Genomic DNA, 20,813 nt, shown 5'->3' with positions numbered 1-20,813 from the left:
GCACAGAAGCCTCATGCTTCTCCCGGCGATGCACAGCATCGTCCGGAGACGGCGCTTACGCGCCTCCTCGCCATGAGGGCGTAATGACGCAGTAAGGTCTGAGCGTGATCTTTTCGGAAAACCGCTTCACACTTTTCCGGATCATGCTCTAGCATCACGGCGGATCGAGCTGCCGGCGATGCCGCCGACCGAAGTGGACGTTTGAAAGACAGATGAGGCATCTTAAGGCCATGCGACGGTGGTTCTCGCGCAAATTCGGCTATGCCCGGCTGATCTGCCTTGTCCTGCTGATCGGATTTGCCGGCGTGCGTGTTGTCGATCCGGCGCCGGTTCAGGAGCTCCGCTCGCGCACCTTCGACACGTTCCAGGTGATCGATCCCCGTGTGAAGACGGCAAAGCCCGTCGCGATCGTCGATATCGACGAGAAGAGCCTCGCAAAGCTCGGGCAATGGCCCTGGCCGCGGACCGTTCTGGCCGACCTGATCATCAATCTGACCAATCTCGGCGCGGTCGCGGTGGCCTTCGACTCCGTCTTCTCCGAACCCGACCGGCTGAACCCCGACGTCGCGGCCGGAACCATGCGCTATGTCGACGAGGTCACGCGCGCCAAGCTGCGCAGTCTGCCAAGCAACGACCAGGTGCTGGCCGACGCGATCCGCCGTTCGCGCGTCGTGCTGGGCGAGACGGGCCTGGAGAGCATGACGCCGCAGCTCGACAAGGATCTTCCGGTGACCGGATTCGCGTCGGTTGGCGAGGACATCGATCCATTCCTGTTCGAATTTTCCGGCCTGTTGCGCAACATTCCCGTGCTCGAAAAGGCGGCCGCGGGCCGCGGCGTCTTCACGATCGTGCCCGAGCGCGACGGCATCATCCGCCGCGTGCCGATGGTGCTGCGGGCGCAGGGCATCATGATGCCCGCGCTGAGCCTGGAGATCCTGCGCGTGATCACGGGCACTCCCACGGTGCTGATCAAATCGGACAAGGCCGGCATCAAGAGCATCAGGCTCAGGGGGCTGGAGTTCCCGACCGACAAGAACGGCCAGGTCTGGGTACATTTTGCGCGGCAGGATCCGTCGATCTATATCCCTGCGGCCGACGTTCTCGACGAGAGCGTGCCGATCGACAAGATCAAGGGAAAGCTGGTGTTGATCGGCACCTCGGCGGTCGGCCTGCACGATATCAAGACGACGCCGGTGTCTCCGGCCATGCCAGGCGTCGAGGTCCACGCCCAGGTGCTGGAAAGCCTGCTTACCGGCGCTGCCGTCTCGCAGCCGAACTATGCGATCGCGGTTGAATTTTTGGCAGCCCTGATCCTCGGTCTGCTGGTGATCGCGTTTGCACCTGGCCTTGGGCCGGTCACGCTGGTCCTGGTCGGAGCGCTGTTCGCGAGCGCGCTGATCGGAGCGTCCTGGTTCTTCTACCAGCATGACCGCCTGCTGCTCGATTTCACCTATCCCTTGCTCTCGACCACGGCGGTCTATCTCACCCTGATCTTTTCCAGCTTCGTGCGCGAGCAGGCGCAGCGCCGGCAGATCCGCTCCGCCTTCGGCCAATATCTGTCACCGGCGCTGGTCGAGCAGCTTGCGCAATCGCCGGAAAAGCTCGTGCTCGGCGGCGAGGAGCGCGAGATGACGATCCTGTTCTCCGACGTGCGTGGCTTCACCACCATTTCGGAGAGCTACAAGAACGATCCGCAGGGGCTGACGCGGTTGATGAACCGCTTTCTCACGCCGTTGACCAATGCCATCCTGGCGCGCAAGGGCACCATCGACAAATATATGGGCGACGCCATCATGGCGTTCTGGAATGCGCCGCTCGATGACGCCGAGCATCAGTTCAACGCCTGCAGCGCCGCGGTCGACATGCTCGAGCGGATCGACGAGCTCAACAAACAGCGCGAGCAGGAGGCCAAGGAGGGCGGCCACGTCTACATCCCGCTCAATGTCGGCGTCGGCATCAACACCGGCACCTGCGTGGTCGGCAATATGGGCTCCGACCAGCGCTTCGACTATTCGGTGCTGGGCGACAGCGTCAATCTGGCCTCGCGGCTCGAAGGGCAGACCAAGGAATATGGCTTTCCCATCATCGTCGGCTCCAGGACCGCGCTTGCCGTGAAGGACAAGTTCGCGATCCTCGAGCTCGATTTCATCATGGTGAAGGGCAAGAAGGAGCCTGAGGTGATCTATGCCATCGCAGGCCGCGAGGACGTCGCCCATTCGGAGCGCTTCCAGCGGCTGCGCAATCTCACCATCGAAATGTTGGCTTCCTATCGCGGCCGCGACTGGACCGGCGCGCAGGACGCCATCGCGCGCGGGCGCAAGTCCGATGAGGGCCACGACCTGGAGCTGCTCTTCAATCTTTACGAGGCGCGCATCAGCAACTATCGGAAAAGCCCGCCGCCGGAGGATTGGAACGGCGCCTATGCGCTGTTGACGAAGTAACGCCGCTCGTGGCCCAATTGCGGCCGCGGGATATTGAAATACGGCGTGCAGCGACCACGTGATGCGCCGGAGAATAAGACATGCCGCAGGATTTGCACATCGGCGACGTGGCGGCCCGGACCGGGCGCAGTGTCCACACGATCCGCTGGTATGAGCGTCAGGGCCTCATCCCGGGCGTCTGCCGCGACGGCGGCGGGCGCCGTGTGTACAGCGATTATCACGTGGGCTGGCTCGACCTGATGGAACGGCTGCGCTCGACCGGCATGTCGATCGGCGAGATGCGGAAATACACCGCGTTGGCGCAACAGGGCCCATCCGCGCTGTCGCAGCGCCACGCCCTGCTGATGGAGCATCAGGCTCGTGTCAGGCAGAACATTCGGCGCTGGACCGAGGCATTGGCGCTGATCGACGCCAAGATCGAGTTTTATGACGAGTGGATGGCGAGCGGAGAGCGGCCCGCCGTCTCACCGCATCGTCGCCTGAAATCACAGGCGAGCCGGCGGCGGCTTTAAGACACGCTCCACCAGCGCGGTGTCCATGTATTCCGTCATTTCGCGCAACTTCCCGTCCTCTATCCGGATCACGAAGCAGTAGGTGTTGGCGTAGCGCTCGCCAGATGTTGTCGTGGCATCGCCACGGCATTCCACCACGACATGATCGCCGTCGGCCAGGATGCGGCTCGCCGTGATGCTGGACTGCGCCGTGAACTGGGCATAGAGCGGCTTCAGCAGTCGCTCGACTATGTCGGCCTTGCCGACATAGTCGCCCGACCAGGCGGTCGTGCCGATGATGCGCCAGACGAAATCGTCCGCCATGGCCGCAAGGAACGGCGCATTGTCGCGCCGCGCCCGCGCCTCCATGATGGTTTGGATGAAGGCCTTGTTGTCAGCAGGTGTCATGGCTGCTCCTTTTTGCGCGAGAACAGCCAAAGCTTTTACGAGCTAGAGTGGGCTCTAGGTCAAGAGGCGGGCACTTGCGGCAATAAATTTGCTGTCGTCCCGGCGAAACCCGGGACCCATACCGCGGAATCTTTCACTGAGCCTCGGTGGGCGACAATCTTCGCGCCAACTCAATGCTGTGGTTATGGGTCCTGGCTTTCGCCAGGACGACGGCAAAATATCACTCCACCCCGATCGTGGTGAGATCCTGGAACCAGTGCTGCGCCTGCACGAAGGTCTTGATCTTCGGCGACAGCGCGTGCGGGTTGGTGTCGTGCACCACCCACACCAAAGCCGCGTCATCGACGATGAGCGCATGCGCCTGCGCGATCAGGTCGTCCTGCTTGGCGGTGTCGAAGGTCTGCTTGGCCTCGTTGATCAGCGCATCCACCTTCGGATTCTTGTAGCCGCCCCAGTTCACGCCGACGGGCGCGATCTGGTCGGAGGCGAAGAAGCGCACGATGGCATAGAGCGGATCGGAGGTGACGTAAGCGATGTTGTTGGCGGTGATGCCGGCATTCATCTCGTCGGCCGCGCCCTTGCGCCAATGCGTATAGAGGGTCTCGAGCTCGACCACCTTGAAGTCGATGTCGATGCCGATTTCCTTGAAGCTCTGCTGCAGGAATTCGTTCATCGGCAGCGACAGCATCTGCCCGGTGCCGCCCTGTGCGATGATGAAAGTGGCCTTCAGCGGCTTCTCCTCGGAATAGCCCGCCTCCTGCACCAGCTTCTTGGCGGCGGCGAGATCGTATTTGATGTCGAAGGTCGGCTTGCCGAACCAGGGACTCGACGGGTCGACCTGGCCTTTGGCCGGCTTGGCAAGACCGTTCATCAGCCCGACCACGGCGTCGCGATCGATCGCGAGGTTGAGCGCCTTGCGCAGGCGAATATCGGTCCAGGGCGAACCGGGCAGCACGCTCAAATGATAGTTCCAGACGTGCGGGGTGATGTTGTCGACGATCCGCATGCCGGCCGCCTTCAACTGCGGCACCGCATCGGGCGCCGGCGTTTCGATGATGTCGACTTGCCCCGCCAGCAGCGCGTTGGTGCGCGTCAATGCTTCCGGCATCGGGATCAGCACCAGCTTGTCGACCTTCGGAATCCGGTTCTTGTCCCAATAGTCCTCGTTCTTGGAGAGCTCGGCGAGCTCGCGCGGCACGAGCTTTGTCAGCTTGAAGGGGCCGGTGCCGGAGGGTTGGCTCGCAAACTTGTCCCAGTCTCTGCCGAGTTTCTCATACTGCGCCGGACTCGAGATCAAGAACCACAGCATCTGATATGGGAAGAAGGAGTCCACGTTCTTGGTGTTAATCGCGACCGTGTAGTCGTCGATTTTGGTGTAGCTCGCGACCGAAGGCAGGCGGGTCTTGACCTGCGCGCTCTGGCGCTGGTCGAATTGCGGCGCCTTGTCGTTCAGCACCTTGTCGAGATTCCAGATCACTGCATCGGCGTTGAAATCGCTGCCGTCGTGAAACTTGACGCCGCGGCGCAGCTTGAAGATCCACTTGGTCTTGTCGTTGTCGTCGACCTTCCATTCGGTCGCGAGCCCCGGCACCAGCTTGCCCGGCCGGTCCGCAACGCTCATGTCCCAGGAGATCAAGGGATCGTAGATCGTATAGCCGGTAAACTGGTAGGCGCCAGCGCCGCGATCAGGCTGGCCTGTCGTCAGCGGGATATCCGCCATTGAAATGCCGTAGCGCACCACGGACTCGGCGCGCGCGGACACCGCGGACAGCGCCAGAGCGAGGGCGGCAACAAGCATCGAAAATCGGCGACGCATAGACTAAGCTCCGTTGGGACGCGAAGGACGAACTCGCGTGAGTTTTCGCCCGCGTCTTGCGAGCTCGCATCCTGCAAGCTTGATGCCAGAATAGGCACTCGATGTTCACGCGTCGCGCGATTGCACAAAGAGTTGTGAAGTCAGAAGCAATTTGACCGGGCATGGCCGGCATTGGCACAGCCATTGCATACGGCTGCATAACTTTTAATCATCCAAGCCAAGAGGATTAGTGGCAATGCTCTCAAGAAAATGCCGAAAAAGCGCCACCGCGCTTGCGGTTGTCATGCTGGCCGTGGCGGCCACGGCGACCGGAGCAGGCAGGGCGTCGGCGGCGACGGTGCTGCGCATCGGCATGACCGCTGCCGATATTCCGCGCACCCTGGGTCAACCGGACCAGGGATTCGAGGGTAATCGTTTCACCGGCCTTACCATGTACGACGCGCTGACGATGTGGGACCTATCGTCGGCGGAGAAGCCCAGCGTCGTCATTCCGGGCCTCGCGACCGACTGGAAGGTCGATGATAGCGACAAGACCAAATGGATTTTCAAGCTGCGCCCCGGCGTGAAATTCCATGACGGCTCGCCCTTCAACGCCGATGCGGTGGTGTGGAACGTCGACAAGGTCTTGAAGCAGGATGCGCCGCAGTTCGACCCGAGCCAGGTCGGCGTCACCGCCTCGCGCATGCCGACGCTCCTTTCCGCGCGCAAGATTGACGATCTCACGGTCGAGCTGACCACCAAGGAGCCCGACAGCTTCCTGCCCATCAACCTCACCAACCTCTTCATGGCGAGCCCTGCGAAGTGGCAGAAATTCTATGATGCCGCCTCCGGTGCCGATGCAAAGGCGAAATCGCAGGCAGCGTGGGACGCTTTCGCGCGCGATGCCTCGGGCACCGGTCCCTGGAAGATGGCAAGCTTCACGCCGCGCGAGCGGCTCGAGCTCGTCAAGAACGACGATTATTGGGACAAGGCGCGCATTCCCCACGTCGACAAGCTCGTGCTGTTGCCGATGCCGGAGGCAAATGCGCGCACCGCGGCGCTGCTCTCGGGGCAGGTCGATTGGGTCGAGGCGCCCGCGCCCGACGCGCTTCCCGAAATCAAGCAGCGCGGCTTCAAGCTCTACAGCAATGAAGAGCCGCATGTCTGGCCTTGGCAGTTCTCGCGGCTTCCGGGCTCGCCCTGGAACGACATCCGCGTCCGCAAGGCCGCCAATCTCTGCGTCGATCGCGAGGGCCTGAAGGACGGTCTCCTGGCCGGCCTGATGGTGCCGGCGACCGGCACTTTCGAGCCCGGCCATCCCTGGCGCGGCAATCCGACCTTCCAGATCAAATACGACAAGGCGGCCGCGCAGAAGCTGATGCAGGAGGCAGGCTATGGTCCGAGCAAGCATCTTGCGGTGAAGGTGCAGACTTCGGCATCGGGCTCCGGCCAGATGCTGCCGCTGCCGATGAACGAATATCTGCAGCAGGCGCTCGCCGAATGCTATTTCGATGTGCAGATCGACGTCATCGAGTGGAACACGCTGTTCACCAATTGGCGCCGCGGCGCCAAGGACCCGACGGCGAACGGCGCCAATGCCATCAACGTGACCTATGCGGCGATGGACCCGTTTTTCGCGATGGTCCGCTTCCTGCAGTCCTCGATGGCGCCGCCCGTCTCGAACAATTGGGGCTACATCAACGATCCGAAGTTCGATGAGCTGGTCAAGAAGGCGCGCCAGACCTTCGATCCCGCGGCGCGCGATGCCGCGCTGGCCGACTTGCACGCGGCTTCCGTCGACGATGCCGACTTCCTCTATGTCGCGCATGACGTGGCCCCCCGCGCCATGAGCCCGAAGGTGAAAGGCTTTGTGCAGCCGAAGAGCTGGTTCGTGGACTTCTCGCCGGTATCGATGACGCCGTGATTGGCGGGTTTCGGTTTCTCGTCGTGGCCGGGCTTGTCCCGGCCATCCACGCCTTTCTTGCTGTTGGCAAAGACGTGGATGCCCGGGTCGAGCCCGAGCATGACGGAAGAGAATTCGTGGTCGATAACGCAAGGTGATCCGTTGTTTCTCTACGCTGCCAGACGCATCGTCTACGTCATTCCGATCGTGATCTGCGTGGCGCTGGTGTGCTTCCTTCTGGTGCACATCACGCCGGGCGATCCCCTGGTCGCCGTGTTGCCGGCGGACGCATCGCAGGAACTCGCGAACCAGCTACGTGCCGCCTATGGCTTCGACCGGCCGCTGCCGGTGCAATTCGGCCTGTGGCTCTGGCGCGCCGTCAACGGCGATCTCGGCAATTCCATCGCGACCGGCCGGCCGGTGCTGACGGAGGTCATCCGCGCCGTCGGCAACACGGTGACGCTCGCGATCGCTGCGGCCGCGATCGGCTTCAGCTTGGGGCTCTTGTTCGGCCTGATCGCGGGCTATTTCCGCGACACCTGGATCGACAAGCTCGCAACCGGCATTGCGATTGCCGGCGTTTCCGTGCCGCATTACTGGCTCGGCATGGTGCTGGTCATCATCTTCTCGGTGGAATTGAACTGGCTGCCCGCGGTCGGCGCCGGGCCGGGCGGCTCCGGTGCCTGGAGCTGGGATTGGGACCATGTCCGCTATCTGATCCTGCCGGCCATCACCACGTCCGTGATTCCGATGGGCATCGTGACGCGCACCGTGCGCGCGCTGACCGGCGACATCCTGAGCCAGGATTTCGTCGAGGCGCTTCGCGCCAAGGGCTTGCGCGAGCTCGACGTGTTCAAGCACGTGATCAAGAACGCGGCGCCCACCGCGCTTGCCGTCATGGGACTGCAGCTCGGTTACATGCTCGGCGGCTCGATCCTGATCGAGACCGTGTTCTCCTGGCCGGGTTCGGGACTGCTGCTCAACTCCGCGATCTTCCAGCGCGACCTGCCGCTCTTGCAAGGCACGATCCTGGTGCTGGCGCTGTTCTTCGTGATCCTCAACCTTCTGGTCGATATCGCGCAAGCCGCGATCGATCCGCGCATCAAACGAGCTTGACGTGAGCGAGCTTCCTCTTCCCGCGATCTCCGAGCAAGCCTTGCAGGCCGCACCCGCCACCAAGGCGCGCGGCTATTGGGCAACCGTCGGCCGCCGCCTGCTCCGCGACAAGGTCTCCATGGCCTGCGCACTGATCCTGATCGCGATCTTTCTCGCCGCGCTCGTTGCGCCCTGGCTTCACCTCGCCGATCCCTATCAGGGCTCGATGATCCGCCGCCTGCGGCATATCGGCACGATCGGCTATCCGCTCGGCACCGACGAACTCGGGCGCGACATGCTGGCGCGGCTGATCTATGGCGGGCGGCTGTCGCTGATCGTGGGCATTTCGCCTGTCATCTTTGCCTTCTGCATAGGCGCCATGCTCGGTCTCGTGGCCGGCTATGCCGGCGGCAAGGTCAACACCGTCATCATGCGCGCGGTCGACGTGTTCTACGCCTTTCCTTCCGTGCTGCTCGCGATCGCGATCTCCGGCGCGCTGGGGGCGGGCATCGTCAACTCCATCGTATCCTTGACCGTCGTGTTCGTGCCGCAGATCACCCGCGTCGCCGAAAGCGTCACCACCGGCGTGCGCAACATGGACTTCGTCGAGGCGGCGCGCGCCTCCGGCGCCGGCCCGTTCACCATCATGCGCGTGCACATCTTGGGCAATGTGCTCGGCCCGATCTTCGTTTACGCCACAGGCCTGATCTCGGTATCGATGATCCTTGCCGCCGGCCTGTCGTTCCTGGGGCTGGGAACAAAGCCGCCGGAGCCCGAATGGGGCCTGATGCTCAATACGCTGCGCACCGCGATCTACGTGAACCCCTGGGTGGCGGCGCTGCCGGGCGTGATGATCTTTGCGGTTTCGATCTGCTTCAACCTGCTCAGCGACGGCATGCGCAGCGCCATGGATATAAGGAACTGAGACCATGACCGAAACGAGTCTCGTGGTCGAAAAACTGGCGCCGATCGAGGACCGCGGCGGCGCGGCGCAGCCGCTGCTGCATGTCAACGGTCTGACAAAGCATTTTCCGGTGCGCGGCGATCTGTTCGGCGCGCGCAAGACCGTGCGCGCGGTCGACGATGTGTCGTTCTCGGTGCTCAAGGGCGAAACGGTCGGCATCGTCGGCGAGTCCGGCTGCGGCAAGTCGACCACCGCGCGGCTTCTGATGCATCTGATGCCGCGGGATGCCGGCGAGATCATCTATGACGGCATGCAGGTGGGCCAGGCGCTGTCGCTGCGCGAGCTGCGGCGCGGCATGCAGATGGTGTTCCAGGACAGCTATGCCTCGCTCAACCCGCGACTGACGGTGGAAGAGTCCATCGCCTTCGGTCCCAAGGTGCACGGCATGGCGGACGCCGCCGCGCGGGCGCTTGCGCGCGAGCTGCTCGGCAAGGTGGGCTTGCGCCCGGAGACTTTTGCCAATCGCTATCCGCACGAAATTTCAGGCGGCCAGCGCCAGCGGGTCAACATTGCCCGGGCGCTGGCGCTGTCGCCGCGTCTGGTGATCCTGGATGAGGCGGTTTCCGCGCTCGACAAATCCGTCGAGGCGCAGGTGCTCAATCTGCTCGCGGACCTCAAGCGCGAATTCGGGCTCACTTATCTCTTCATCAGCCACGATCTCAATGTCGTGCGCTACATCTCCGACCGCGTTCTGGTGATGTATCTCGGTGAGGTGGTCGAGCTCGGGCCGGTCGACGAGGTCTGGGATCAGCCCGCGCATCCCTACACGCGCGCGCTGTTGGCTGCGATGCCATCCTCCGATCCCGACAACCGCACGCAAACCCCGCCGATCTCGGGCGATCCGCCCAACCCGATCGATCCGCCGCCGGGCTGCCGCTTCCACACCCGATGTCCATTTGCGGAGCCGCTCTGCGCAAATGCGACGCCAAAACTTTTCCCGCTCGGTAATATGGGCCACCAGGCCGCGTGCTACATGGCGATCCCAGGTTCCGGCCACAGCCGCGCAGCAACAAAGGCGCCAACCAAGGAGCAAGAGGCTCGATGACAAGGCCCAGTCCCAAAGACATCAAAGCGATGGCGGAAACGTCAGGGGTTCCCGTGGAAGCGAATGTGGCCGAGCGTATCGCCAATTCGATCGGACCCGCATTCGAAGGTTTTTCTGCCATCGCCGGCACGCTGCCGTTCGATCTCGAGCCCGCGAGCTTTCTGTTGGCGCAAGTCTTGGAGGCCGGCAAATGAGCCTTGAGCCTGCCTTGATGTCGCTGACGGAGGTCGCGGAGGCGATCGCCGCCAAGCGCCTGTCCTCGCATGAGGTGACGCGCGCCTGCCTGCACCGCGTCGCGCAGTGGCAACCGCGGCTGAACGCCTTCATGGCGATCGAGGCCGAGGCCGCGCTGAAAGCGGCCGATGAAGCCGATGCGGCGCTCGCCAAAGGCAACAACCGCGGTCCGCTGCACGGCGTGCCGCTCGCGCACAAGGACATGTATTACGAGGCCGGCAAGGTGGTGACCTGCGGCTCGCTGATCCGGCGCGATTTCGTCGCCACCAGCACCTCGACCGCGCTGCAGCGGCTGAACAATGCCGGCGCGATTCGTCTCGGCTCGCTGCAGATGGCAGAGTTCGCCTACGGACCGACCGGGCACAATGCGCATTACGGAGCGGTTCATAACCCGTGGGGGCTCGACCGCATCACCGGCGGCTCGTCGTCGGGCTCCGGCTCGGCCGTTGCTGCGCGCCTGACCTTTGCCGCGCTGGGCTCGGACACCGGCGGCTCGATCCGCATGCCCGCGCATTTCTGCGGCGTCACCGGCTTGAAGACGACCTACGGCCGCGTCAGCCGCGCCGGCGCGATGCCGCTGTCGCAATCGCTCGACACGGTCGGACCGCTCGCGCGCACCGCCGAGGATTGCGCGCTGCTGCTCGGCCTCCTGGCTGGCCCCGATCCGGAAGATCTTACCGCGAGCCATGCGCCGGTGCAGGATTACATGGCGGCGACGAAAGCGCCGATGAAGGGCGTCAAGATCGGCGTGCCCACGGCGTTCTATGTCGACGATCTCGACGCCGAAGTCGCCCGCATCCTCGATCAGACCATCGCCGTCCTGAAGAAAGAGGGCGCCGAGATCATTCAGGTCGAGCTGCCGGATCAGCGCCAGCTCTCCGCCGCCTGCCAGCTCCTGCTCGCGGTCGAGGCCGCCGCCTTCCACAAGCGCTGGCTGATCGAGCGGCCGCAGGATTACGGTCCGCAGGTTCTGATGCGATTACAGAATGGGCTCGCGGTTCCCGGGGTGACCTATCTCGAGACCATGCGCTGGCGCGGCCCTGCGCTCGCCGCGCATGTCGCGGCTACCAGCAAGGTCGATGCCGTGCTGGCGCCCGTTGCGCCGATGCCGGCGCCGAGCATCGCGGAGAGCGATGTCGGCAACAGCCCAGGTGCCGAGGCGGTGATCCAGCGGCTGACGCGGTTCACGCGGCCGATCAATTACCTCGGCTTGCCGTCGCTGGCCGTGCCGGCCGGTTTCACCAGGGCTGGTCTTCCCGTCGGGATGCAGCTCATCGGCCGCTCCTTCGATGAGGCGAGCATCCTGCGCATCGGCGCCGCGTTCCAGCGTGCCACCGACTTCCACCGGAAGGTACCCGTGCTCGCATGACGAACCTTGTCGAGATCTCCGGCCTCAACATCCGCTTCACTGGCGAACGCACCGTCTATGCCGTGAACGATCTCTCACTGTCGCTGGGGCATAGTGAGGTGCTCGGCCTCCTTGGCGAATCCGGCTCCGGCAAGAGCGTCACGCTGCGCGCGCTGATGCGGCTGTTGCCGAAGAAGCGGACGCAGATTTCGGGGAGCGTCAAGGTCGCCGGCAAGGACGTGCTGGCGCTCTCCGACGACGAACTCTCGGCGTTCCGCGGCCAGACCGTCTCGATGATCTTCCAGGAGCCGGCGCTGGCGCTCGATCCGGTCTACACCATCGGGCGCCAGATCGCGGAGACCGTGATGCGCCACGAGGGCAAGAGCTTTGCCGAGGGAAGGGCGCGCGCGCTGGAAATGCTGGAGGTGGTGCGCATTCCCTCCGCCAAGCGCAGGCTGGAGGCCTATCCGCACGAAATGTCCGGCGGCATGCGCCAGCGTGCCATGATCGCGCTCGCGCTCGCCTGCAAGCCGAAGATCCTGCTTGCGGACGAGCCGACTACGGCGCTCGATGCCACGGTGCAGATCCAGATCCTGCTGCTGCTGCGCGAATTGCAGCGCGAGTTCGGCATGTCCGTCATTTTCGTCACCCACGATATCGGCGTCGCCGTGGAAATCTGCGACCGCGTCGCGGTGATGTATGCCGGCCAGATCGTTGAGCAGGGCAGCCTGCGCGACATCGTGCGCGGCCCCGTTCACCCCTATGCCCGCGGCCTGCTGGCGTCGACCATTCATGGCGCGAGGCGCGGGGAGCGGCTGGAGACCATTCCCGGCACCCCGCCCTCGCTCGACAAGCCCCCGCACAATTGCTCCTTCGCGCCGCGCTGCGGCTTTGCCGAAGCCCGCTGTGCCGAGGCGCTGCCGCCGAATGTTGAGGTCGGAGCGGGCCGCTTCGCGCGCTGCATCCTTCCCGAACGGGCCGGGACCATGGAAACCGGGACTGTTGTGACGCCGTAACAGCGCGGCCTTAATTTCCGCCATCGCGCCTTTTTGGGATCGTCACATCAGGCGGTTATGGCTAGGTTCGCCTGCAGCGAATCGGGGACGTGCAGACGGGGAAGCCATGTATTTGTCCAATCAGAGCCTTCTGGTCATCCTGTTTGTCGGGCTGGTCGCGGGCTGGCTTGCGGGCAAGATCGTCCGCGGCACCGGTTTCGGCATCATCGGCGACATCGTGGTTGGCGTTCTCGGTGCGCTGATTGCGAGCCTGTTGTTCCCCAAGGTCGGCATTCATCTCGGCACCGGGATGCTGTCGGCGATCTTCTATTCCGTGCTCGGCGCCATCATCCTGCTCTTCGTCGTGCGCCTGGCGCGAAGCGGCGGCCGGTTTTGATCGGGCGCACCGCCCTTCAGCCGGTCCTCGGGCCGGGATAGGATGAACGGACCGGCCGCCGGGCACACGGCCTGGTTGTGATTGGCGTCATCGCGCCGAAGCTGATACGCATTTAGGTTAATCCCGCTTCGTTGGACCGTTGCGGCAGGAATCGGTATTATTCCCAGTATTTAAGCCTTTGAAATTGCCTATAAGTTGGGCCGTGCCCTCCATTTGAGAGACCAGCATTGATGGCAGCCGTCCCTGTCCGGCGTTCGGAGCTTGGTGATGCCTTGCGCGCCTGCCGCAGCGCCTTTGTCGGCGTCGGCGTCATGAGCTGCGTCATCAACCTGCTCTATCTCACCGGTTCGATGTTCATGCTGGAGGTCTATGACCGGGTGCTGCCGAGCCGCAGCGTGCCGACCCTGATCGGCCTGATCATTCTCGCCGCCGGTCTTTACATTGCGCAAGGCGTGCTGGATCTGATCCGCAGCCGGATTTTGGGCCGGATCGGTACCGCGCTGGACGAAGCGCTCAACGCGCGGGTGTTCGAGGTCATCGTCAAGCTGCCGCTCATGACCGGCGGGCGCAACGAGGGGCTACAGCCGCTGCGCGACCTCGACAATGTTCGCTCGTTCCTGGGCGGCATGGGGCCGGGCGCCTTCTTCGACCTGCCATGGCTGCCGCTTTATCTCGCGATCTGCTTCGCCTTCCACGTCCTGATTGGCGTCACCGCGCTGATCGGCGCAATCATCCTGGTCACCTTGACGCTGATCACCGAATATCTGTCGCGCCAGCCCGCGCGCGAGGCCATGGGTCTGGCCGCGCACCGCAATGATCTCGCCGCCGCCAGCCGCCGCAATGCCGAGGTGTTGGTCGCCATGGGCATGGCCGGGCGGCTCGCCAGGCGCTGGAGCGAGGCCAACCAGAAATATCTGGCAGGCAATCAGCGCGCCAGCGACGTCATCGGCGGCTTGGGATCGGTCGCAAAGGTGCTGCGCATGATGCTGCAATCCGCGGTGCTCGCGGTCGGCGCCTATCTCGTGATCCATCAGGAGGCGACCGCCGGCATCATCATCGCCGGTTCGATCCTCAGCGCCCGCGCGCTGGCGCCGGTCGATCTCGCGATTGCGCATTGGAAGGGTTTTGTCGCCGCCCGGCAAAGCTGGCACCGTCTCAACAAGTTGTTGGAACAGGTGCCGGTCAAGCCGGTGCCGACGCTGCTGCAAAGCCCGACGGCGCGCCTGTCGGTGGAAGGCATCGGCATCGCCGCGCCCGGCGATCAGAAGGTGATCGTCAATGATGTGACCTTCGCGCTCGCCGCGGGCAGCGGCCTCGGTGTGATTGGGCCGAGCGGATCGGGCAAATCCTCGCTGGTGCGCGCGCTGGTCGGGGTCTGGCAGCCCTTTCGCGGCAAGGTGCGGCTCGACGGCGCCGCGCTCGACCAATGGTCGCCGGAGGTGCTGGGCCGCTACATCGGCTACCTGCCGCAGGACGTGGAACTCTTCGCCGGCACGGTTGCGCAGAACATCTGCCGTTTCGACACGGAAGCCTCCTCCAACCGCATCATCGCGGCGGCCAAGGAAGCCGGCGTGCACGACATGATCGTCAAGATGCGCGACGGCTACAACACGCAAGTCGGCGAGCAGGGCACGGCGCTGTCGGCCGGCCAGGCGCAGCGCGTCGCGCTGGCGCGCGCACTCTATGGCGATCCGTTCCTGATCGTGCTCGACGAGCCCAATTCGAATCTCGATTCCGAGGGCGACGAAGCCTTGACGCGCGCCGTTCGCGCCGCGCGGGAACGCGGCGCCATCGTGGTTGTCGTCGCGCACCGGCCGGTCGGTATCGAGGGGGTCGACCAGATTCTGGTGCTCAAGGACGGCCGCATGCAGGCCTTCGGCCCGAAAGAGACCGTGCTCGCGCAGGTGCTGCAGCCGCGCGTGGCCGGGCCCACCCCGATCAAGATCGTCTCCGACGCCGGAGCCGCCAAATCATGAGCGAGAGCGCGCTGCGGATCGCGGGCGGTGCTGGCGGCTTGACGGGCGCGCGGCGCGCGATACGGCAGCACGTCATTGCCGGTCTCGTGGTGGTCGCCGTGGTGGCCGGCGGCTTTGGCGGCTGGGCCTCGACCACCGAGATCTCCGGCGCCCTGATCGCGCCGGGGCAGATCGTCGTCGAGTCCAACGTGAAGAAGGTGCAGCATCCGACCGGCGGCGTGGTCGGCGAGTTGCTCGCGCGCGACGGCGATGTGGTCAAGGCCGGTCAGATCGTGGTGCGTCTCGATGACACCGTCACCAAGGCCAATCTGGCGATCGTCACCAAGAATCTCGACGCGGCGCTGGCGCGCGCGGCCCGGCTCGAAGCCGAGCAGCGCGGGCTCGACAAGATCGTGTTTCCGCGGCAGCTCACCGACCGCGCCGGCGATCCCGATGTCGCCAATGTCATGGCGAGCGAGAGCAAATTGTTCGAGGTTCGCGTCAACGGGCGCGCCGGCCAGAAGGCGCAGTTGCACGAGCGCATCCGCCAGCTCAACGAGGAGATCGACGGTCTGACCGCGCAGGAGAACGCCAAGGGCCAGGAAATCGCGCTGGTGCAGCAGGAGCTGACGGGGGTACGCGATCTCTATGACAAGCACCTGGTACAGATCTCGCGCCTGACCACGCTCGAGCGCGACTCGGCGCGGCTGAACGGCGAGCGCGCGCAATACGTCTCCTCGAGAGCCCAGGCCAAGGGCAAGATCACCGAAACCGAGCTACAGATCATCCAGGTCGATAAGGACATGGTCAGCGAGGTCTCAAAGGACTTGCGCGAGACCAACGACAAGATCGGCGAACTGATCGAGCGCAAGGTGACGGCAGAAGATCAGTTGCGGCGGGTCGATATCCGCGCGCCGCAGGACGGCGTGGTGGAGCAGTCCACGGTGCACACCGTCGGCGGCGTCATCAATGCCGGCGATGCGATCATGCTGATCGTGCCGCAGAGCGATGACCTGCAAGTGGAAGCCAAGGTCAATCCGCAGGACATCGACAAGCTGCAGGTCGGCCAGAAAACGCTGTTGCGGCTGTCGGCCTTCGACCAGCGCACCACGCCGGAACTGAACGGAGTGGTCAGCCGCGTCTCGCCCGACGTCGCCACCGATCAGCGCACCGGCCAGACCTATTACACCATCCGCGTCTCGATGCCGCCGGAGGAGATCGCGCGGCTCGGCGACGTCAGGCTGATCCCGGGCATGCCGGTCGAAGCCTTCGTGCAGACCGGCGATCGCACCGTGCTGTCCTATCTGATGAAGCCGCTGCACGACCAGCTCATGCGCGCGTTCCGCGAGAAGTGATCCAGTGAGTTGCTCACGGTAGGCCTCCTCGCGCCGCCTCAAACTCCCTGTCGTCCCCGCGCAACAGGCTGTGTGCTCGCGCTGCGCTTGGCCGGGACGACGAGTTTGAGGCAATCCTGAGTTCCAAGCATGGCGCCGTGCGCTTTGCGCCTGTTGCGGGCCGCACGGGAGCCTGCTTGAATGCATCTGAACAGAAGGCGCGGCGAAGCGCTCCGTTGCAGAGGAAACGTCATGACGTCAACGATCGCAGGCGGCGTCGATTGCGACCTGCATCCGGCCGTCCCGCATTTGACCAGCCTGCTACCGTACCTCAACGATTACTGGCGCGATCAGGTCACGACCCGCGGCATGACCGATCTGGTCTCGCAATCCTATCCGCTGCATTCGCCAATCTCGGCGCGGGCGGATTGGCGCCCGGCGCAGGGCAAGCCGGGGTCGCGTCTCGACGATATGCAGCGACAAGCGCTCGATCCGCATCAAATCGCCTTCGGCATCTGCAATCCGCTCTATGGCGTGCAGATGGTGTTTTCCGAGGATATGGCAGATGCCTTTTGCCGGGCGCTGAACGATTGGCTCGCCAAGGAATGGCTCGACAAGGACGCGCGCCTGCGCGGCTCGATCGTGATCCCCGTGCAGAGCGTGGAAAAATCCGTCGCCGAGATCGAGCGCTGCGCCGCGGACAAGCGCTTCGTCCAGGTCCTGATGCTCGTGATGGGCGACATGCCGCTCGGCAAACGCCACTACTGGCCGATCTATGCGACCGCCGAACGGCTCGGCCTGCCCATCGGCGTTCACGCCGGCTCGGCCTACCACAATCCGCCGACTTCGGTCGGCTGGGGCTCCTATCACATCGAGGATTATGTCGGACAGGCGCAGGCCTTTCAGAACCAGCTCACCAGCCTGATCGTTGAAGGCGTGTTCGCGCGTCACCCGAACTTGAAGATGGTGATGCTGGAATCGGGTTTCACCTGGCTGCCGCCCTTTCTGTGGCGGCTGCATAAGTTCTGGCGCGGCATCCGCATGGAAACGCCGTGGGTCGATCGCGCGCCGCTCGAGATTGTGCGCAGCAATATCCGCTTTTCGCTGCAGCCGTTCGATGCGCCGTCCGATCCGGCGATCCTGCATCGGCTGTTTGACCATATGCAGTCGGACGAATTGCTCCTATTCTCAACCGACTATCCGCACTGGCAGTTCGACGGCAACGAAGCGCTGCCGGAGGGGTTATCGTCCGATATCGTCCATAAGATCATGATCGATAATCCCTTTGCGACTTACGGCCGCCTCAAGGAACTTCAGCAGGAGGCGACGAGGGAGACGACGCCATGAACGTGCAGTTCCGCGACCTTCCTGACCAAACGGCAATCGCGACAGCCAAGACCGCGATTGCCGATTGCGACATCCATCCGGCGCGCGCGACCAACGCGGAACTGTATCCATTCCTGGCAAAACGCTGGCACGACCATCTCGAGACCTATGGCAAGCATCCTTATCAGGGCATGATGGAAGGGCCGCCCTATCCGAAGGCGCAGCCCAATGCCTCGCGCCGCGACGCCTATCCTCCTGAAGGCGGGCCGCAGGGCTCCTCGCTGTCCTTCATGCAGAAGCAGCATCTGGATCCCAACAATGTCGTGCTCGGCGTGCTCAATCCGCTCAACACGGGGCAGGGCATCCGCAACCAGGATCTGGCGGCAGCGCTCTGCTCGGCGATCAACGACTGGCAGATCGAGAAGTGGACCAGCAAGGACGCGCGGCTGAAAGCCTCCATTGTCGTCGCCAATGAAGATGGGCACGCGGCGGCCGCAGAAATCCGCAAGCGCGCGGGCGATAAGAATTTCGTTCAGGTGCTGCTGCTCAGCCGCAATGTCGAGCCGCTCGGCCAGCGCCGTTACTGGCCGATCTATGAAGCCGCCGAAGAGGCAGGGCTGCCGGTCGGCGTGCATGCCTTCGGCTTCGGCGGCAATCCGATCACTGCTTCGGGGTGGCCGAGCTTCTACATCGAGGAGATGGTGGGGCACGCGCAATGCCAGCAGACGGTGCTGGCAAGCCTCGTGCTCGAAGGCGTGTTCGAACGCCATCCAAAGCTGAAGATGATCATGATCGAGGCCGGCTTCGGCTGGGCGCCGTCGCTATGCTGGCGGCTCGACAAGGTCTGGCAGCGCTTGCGAAGCGAAGTGCCGCATCTGAAGCGGCCGCCGTCCGAATACATCCGCGAGCACATCTATTGGACCACGCAGCCGATGGAAGATCCGGAGCGGCGGCAGGATCTGTTCGATCTGATCGAGTGGATCGGCTGGGACAAGCTGTTGTTCGCCACCGACTATCCGCATTGGGATTTTGACGAGCCCTCGCGCGTGCTGCCGCCCGGCGTCAGCGACGCCAACCGCGAAGCCTTCTATCTCGCCAATGCGCGGAAGGTATACGGCGTTTCCTGATGGAGAGCGGGCGTTGATTAAATCGGGTGTGCTGCGGGTTTCGTTCACCTTTCCCATAGTAGGGCTATCGCACATGGCGCCGCCGGATTTTTGCACTGATGTTTCCGCATCGTCATGGCCGGGCTTGACCCGGCCATCCACGTCTTTCTTCACGCGGAAAGCAAGACGTGGATGCCCGGCACAAGCCGGGCATGACGAGTTTGTGGGCCAACCGACCAGATAAGGCGCACCGAACCTGCAGCGCGATCCGCATATGTCTCCCATAGAGAGAAGTGAATCCGACCAGCGGTCATAGCTCAACCTACGTCTTCATACTCAAATGGCTCGTCATGTCATAGCGCCGGTGGAGGAGATGCCGCCGGGCACCCGCAAATTCCTCATCATCGACGGACGCCCCATTGCCGTCTTCAACATCAAGGGCGAGTTCTTCGGGCTTCTGAACCGCTGCCCGCACCAGGGCGCCTCGCTATGCGAGGGCCCGTTGATCGGGCTCGCGCAGTCGAAAAATCCCGGCGAGATCGAATACACCAAGTTGGGCGAGATCATCCGCTGCCCATGGCACGGCTGGGAGTTCGACGTCCGCACCGGCCAATCCTATTGCGAGCCCCGCCGCTTTCGCGTGAAAGCCTATCCCGCGCATGTCGAGCCGGGCTCGGCGGTCGTGAAGGGACCGTATGTGGCCGAGACGATCAAGGTCGCAATCGAGAGCGACTACGTGGTGGTGGACCTGTAACAGCCCGCGCCGTCGTTCCGGTGCGCGCGCACCGCGCGAACGCGTAAATCTCGACAGCTACGTCAAAGCCGTGGCGGACAAGTGGACCGGCGCACGACAAAGGCCAGCCGACATCCGCGGTTTCTCCATGCAACCCTTCCGGCCGCGGCGCGTTTAAACCTGAGCGCGAAACAGGAAGCAAATGATGCGCGGGATAATGCTGGCGATTGTTGCGGCGTTTGCCTTGAGCTGCGCGCCGATGGCGATGGCCGCGCCGCGTGGCGGCAGTCATTTCGGTGGTGGCGGCGGTCATGTCGGAGGAGGCGGCCATTTTGGCGGTGGCGGACATTTCGGCGGCGGCGGTTCGCGTTTCGCAGCCCCGCGCGTTGGTGGTGGCGGTCCACGTTTTGGCGGCGGTCTGCGCGTCGGTGGCGCTTCTCGCTTTGGCGGCGCTCCTCACTTCGCCGCTCCTCATGTCAGGCCTCGCTTCGCGGCGCAGCGTGTCGCCCCTCGTTTCGGCGCCACCCAGCGCTTTGTCGGCAGACCCCGTGTCGTCGGCAGGCCCCGCTTCGCCGCCAGGCCGGGTGTCGTCGGCAGACCGCAGTTCAGGCAGGTCGCCTTTCGCGGCGGCCATTTCCCCCGCCATCGGTTCCGGCATGGGAGGTTTCATTATTTCCACCGCGGATGGTGGTACGCATACCCGTGGTGGATCGGGACCTCCAGCGGCTATGCTTACTGGTCTAACGTGTGCGCCTCGCGCTGGGGATTTCGAACCTACCGCTACTATCGCTGCATGCGCTACCACGGCTTCTATTGAAGAACGTAGCCGCGTTTAGCCGGTCCGGTGCTGGCGCAGCCAGGCTTGCACTCTGCGCCCGTCGGGCGAATCGATGCAATGTCCCGTCACGATCAATGGTCGGCGCGCCGTTCTCATCATCGCGCTGCGCGCGAACCGGGCTTTTGCGAGACAAATCAAACGCGTTGAAGCGCTGAGCCATCCGCGCGAGATTTTTTGTTTCGTTTTTTCCGAAATTGATGTATGTTGCATCCGTTCCGCGCCGCCAAGAGGGCGTGTCGCGATCGTCACGAACGTGGGGCGGAATGCGGTGGACGCGAAGATGCCGATAGACGAGCGGCACCGACGCGGACGGCGAAGTCGCGTGGTCCTGGCGCCCCGACGCTGGCGCCAAGTCTCGCGGGCACTCCAAAGGCGCTCGCGAGGCGACGGTGGCAAGAAAGCCCG

General features: G+C 64.0%; 18 protein-coding genes. 16 read left to right on the top strand and 2 right to left on the bottom strand.

Translation table 11 applies throughout. The features are described 5' to 3' along the window. Window positions 1-212: 212 nt before the first annotated feature. Window positions 213-2,441, top strand: coding sequence for a CHASE2 domain-containing protein (locus tag P6U23_RS37135; RefSeq protein WP_407177236.1), 2,229 nt, complete (start codon window positions 213-215; stop codon window positions 2,439-2,441). Window positions 2,442-2,521: 80 nt separating this feature from the next. Continuing rightward, a complete protein-coding gene (locus tag P6U23_RS37130) occupies window positions 2,522-2,953 on the top strand; it encodes a MerR family transcriptional regulator (protein WP_407177235.1) in 432 nt (143 codons plus the stop codon). Here P6U23_RS37130 and P6U23_RS37125 read toward each other — a convergent pair. Together P6U23_RS37125 and P6U23_RS37120 are read right to left on the bottom strand one after the other, a co-directional pair. Continuing rightward, a complete protein-coding gene (locus P6U23_RS37125; protein ID WP_407177234.1) occupies window positions 2,927-3,340 on the bottom strand; it encodes a nuclear transport factor 2 family protein in 414 nt (137 codons plus the stop codon). The two genes, P6U23_RS37130 and P6U23_RS37125, sit on opposite strands and share 27 nt — an antisense overlap. Window positions 3,341-3,560: 220 nt before the next feature. Next, entirely contained in the window at window positions 3,561-5,156 is a 1,596-nt protein-coding gene (locus P6U23_RS37120) for an ABC transporter substrate-binding protein (protein ID WP_407177233.1), read from the bottom strand. Window positions 5,157-5,439: 283 nt separating this feature from the next. Here P6U23_RS37120 and P6U23_RS37115 point away from each other — a divergent pair, with 283 nt between their 5' ends. From P6U23_RS37115 to P6U23_RS37050, 14 genes are all read left to right on the top strand, one after another. Then, on the top strand, window positions 5,440-7,059 hold the full coding sequence (locus P6U23_RS37115; protein WP_407181710.1) for an ABC transporter substrate-binding protein: 1,620 nt from the start codon (window positions 5,440-5,442) through the stop codon (window positions 7,057-7,059). Window positions 7,060-7,200: 141 nt separating this feature from the next. Next, complete coding sequence (locus P6U23_RS37110) at window positions 7,201-8,154, top strand: ABC transporter permease (RefSeq protein WP_407181709.1); 954 nt, start codon at window positions 7,201-7,203, stop codon at window positions 8,152-8,154. 1 nt (window position 8,155) lies between these two features. Next, entirely contained in the window at window positions 8,156-9,058 is a 903-nt protein-coding gene (locus P6U23_RS37105) for an ABC transporter permease (RefSeq protein ID WP_407177232.1), read from the top strand. A gap of 4 nt (window positions 9,059-9,062) precedes the next feature. Then, entirely contained in the window at window positions 9,063-10,142 is a 1,080-nt protein-coding gene (locus tag P6U23_RS37100) for an ABC transporter ATP-binding protein (protein WP_407177231.1), read from the top strand. Further along, entirely contained in the window at window positions 10,139-10,336 is a 198-nt protein-coding gene (locus P6U23_RS37095) for a hypothetical protein (protein WP_407177230.1), read from the top strand. The genes P6U23_RS37100 and P6U23_RS37095 overlap by 4 nt, the downstream gene beginning before the upstream one ends. After that, on the top strand, window positions 10,333-11,745 hold the full coding sequence (locus tag P6U23_RS37090) for an amidase (RefSeq protein WP_407177229.1): 1,413 nt from the start codon (window positions 10,333-10,335) through the stop codon (window positions 11,743-11,745). Before P6U23_RS37095 ends, P6U23_RS37090 begins: the two co-directional genes overlap by 4 nt. Beyond that, the gene (locus tag P6U23_RS37085) at window positions 11,742-12,740 is read left to right on the top strand and encodes an ABC transporter ATP-binding protein (protein ID WP_407177228.1); all 999 of its coding nucleotides are present in this window, start codon (window positions 11,742-11,744) and stop codon (window positions 12,738-12,740) included. Before P6U23_RS37090 ends, P6U23_RS37085 begins: the two co-directional genes overlap by 4 nt. Window positions 12,741-12,846: 106 nt before the next feature. After that, window positions 12,847-13,116 (top strand): GlsB/YeaQ/YmgE family stress response membrane protein, encoded by a 270-nt coding sequence (locus P6U23_RS37080; RefSeq protein WP_407177227.1) that lies wholly within the window; start codon window positions 12,847-12,849, stop codon window positions 13,114-13,116. 230 nt (window positions 13,117-13,346) lie between these two features. Then, on the top strand, window positions 13,347-15,092 hold the full coding sequence (locus P6U23_RS37075) for a type I secretion system permease/ATPase (RefSeq protein WP_407177226.1): 1,746 nt from the start codon (window positions 13,347-13,349) through the stop codon (window positions 15,090-15,092). Next, window positions 15,089-16,426, top strand: a complete 1,338-nt coding sequence (locus P6U23_RS37070; RefSeq protein ID WP_407177225.1) for an HlyD family type I secretion periplasmic adaptor subunit — start codon at window positions 15,089-15,091, stop codon at window positions 16,424-16,426. Before P6U23_RS37075 ends, P6U23_RS37070 begins: the two co-directional genes overlap by 4 nt. Before the next feature lie 231 nt (window positions 16,427-16,657). Next, window positions 16,658-17,752, top strand: coding sequence for an amidohydrolase family protein (locus P6U23_RS37065; RefSeq protein WP_407177224.1), 1,095 nt, complete (start codon window positions 16,658-16,660; stop codon window positions 17,750-17,752). Then, window positions 17,749-18,858, top strand: coding sequence for an amidohydrolase family protein (locus P6U23_RS37060; RefSeq protein ID WP_407177223.1), 1,110 nt, complete (start codon window positions 17,749-17,751; stop codon window positions 18,856-18,858). The genes P6U23_RS37065 and P6U23_RS37060 overlap by 4 nt, the downstream gene beginning before the upstream one ends. A 319-nt stretch (window positions 18,859-19,177) precedes the next feature. Beyond that, on the top strand, window positions 19,178-19,591 hold the full coding sequence (locus tag P6U23_RS37055) for a Rieske (2Fe-2S) protein (RefSeq protein ID WP_407177222.1): 414 nt from the start codon (window positions 19,178-19,180) through the stop codon (window positions 19,589-19,591). Between the two features lie 196 nt (window positions 19,592-19,787). Further along, the gene (locus P6U23_RS37050) at window positions 19,788-20,387 is read left to right on the top strand and encodes a hypothetical protein (RefSeq protein ID WP_407177221.1); all 600 of its coding nucleotides are present in this window, start codon (window positions 19,788-19,790) and stop codon (window positions 20,385-20,387) included. Window positions 20,388-20,813: the final 426 nt, after the last annotated feature.

The sequence above is a fragment of the Bradyrhizobium sp. STM 3562 genome (assembly GCF_045571435.1).
Taxonomy (GTDB): Bacteria; Pseudomonadota; Alphaproteobacteria; order Rhizobiales; family Xanthobacteraceae; genus Bradyrhizobium.
The sequence above is the reverse complement of the archived record's forward strand: the minus strand, read 5'-3'. Positions and strand labels throughout refer to the sequence as shown.

What these genes read in the sequence shown, in the direction of transcription:
- P6U23_RS37075 (WP_407177226.1), top strand. Translation starts at nt 13,347, where the DNA reads ATGGCAGCCGTCCCTGTCCGGCGTTCGGAGCTTGGTGATGCCTTGCGC.
- P6U23_RS37130 (WP_407177235.1), top strand. Translation starts at nt 2,522, where the DNA reads ATGCCGCAGGATTTGCACATCGGCGACGTGGCGGCCCGGACCGGGCGC.
- P6U23_RS37120 (WP_407177233.1), bottom strand. Translation starts at nt 5,156, where the DNA reads ATGCGTCGCCGATTTTCGATGCTTGTTGCCGCCCTCGCTCTGGCGCTG.
- P6U23_RS37055 (WP_407177222.1), top strand. Translation starts at nt 19,178, where the DNA reads ATGGCTCGTCATGTCATAGCGCCGGTGGAGGAGATGCCGCCGGGCACC.
- P6U23_RS37090 (WP_407177229.1), top strand. Translation starts at nt 10,333, where the DNA reads ATGAGCCTTGAGCCTGCCTTGATGTCGCTGACGGAGGTCGCGGAGGCG.
- P6U23_RS37060 (WP_407177223.1), top strand. Translation starts at nt 17,749, where the DNA reads ATGAACGTGCAGTTCCGCGACCTTCCTGACCAAACGGCAATCGCGACA.
- P6U23_RS37070 (WP_407177225.1), top strand. Translation starts at nt 15,089, where the DNA reads ATGAGCGAGAGCGCGCTGCGGATCGCGGGCGGTGCTGGCGGCTTGACG.
- P6U23_RS37080 (WP_407177227.1), top strand. Translation starts at nt 12,847, where the DNA reads ATGTATTTGTCCAATCAGAGCCTTCTGGTCATCCTGTTTGTCGGGCTG.
- P6U23_RS37095 (WP_407177230.1), top strand. Translation starts at nt 10,139, where the DNA reads ATGACAAGGCCCAGTCCCAAAGACATCAAAGCGATGGCGGAAACGTCA.
- P6U23_RS37065 (WP_407177224.1), top strand. Translation starts at nt 16,658, where the DNA reads ATGACGTCAACGATCGCAGGCGGCGTCGATTGCGACCTGCATCCGGCC.
- P6U23_RS37125 (WP_407177234.1), bottom strand. Translation starts at nt 3,340, where the DNA reads ATGACACCTGCTGACAACAAGGCCTTCATCCAAACCATCATGGAGGCG.
- P6U23_RS37100 (WP_407177231.1), top strand. Translation starts at nt 9,063, where the DNA reads ATGACCGAAACGAGTCTCGTGGTCGAAAAACTGGCGCCGATCGAGGAC.
- P6U23_RS37085 (WP_407177228.1), top strand. Translation starts at nt 11,742, where the DNA reads ATGACGAACCTTGTCGAGATCTCCGGCCTCAACATCCGCTTCACTGGC.
- P6U23_RS37050 (WP_407177221.1), top strand. Translation starts at nt 19,788, where the DNA reads ATGCTGGCGATTGTTGCGGCGTTTGCCTTGAGCTGCGCGCCGATGGCG.
- P6U23_RS37115 (WP_407181710.1), top strand. Translation starts at nt 5,440, where the DNA reads ATGCTGGCCGTGGCGGCCACGGCGACCGGAGCAGGCAGGGCGTCGGCG.
- P6U23_RS37135 (WP_407177236.1), top strand. Translation starts at nt 213, where the DNA reads ATGAGGCATCTTAAGGCCATGCGACGGTGGTTCTCGCGCAAATTCGGC.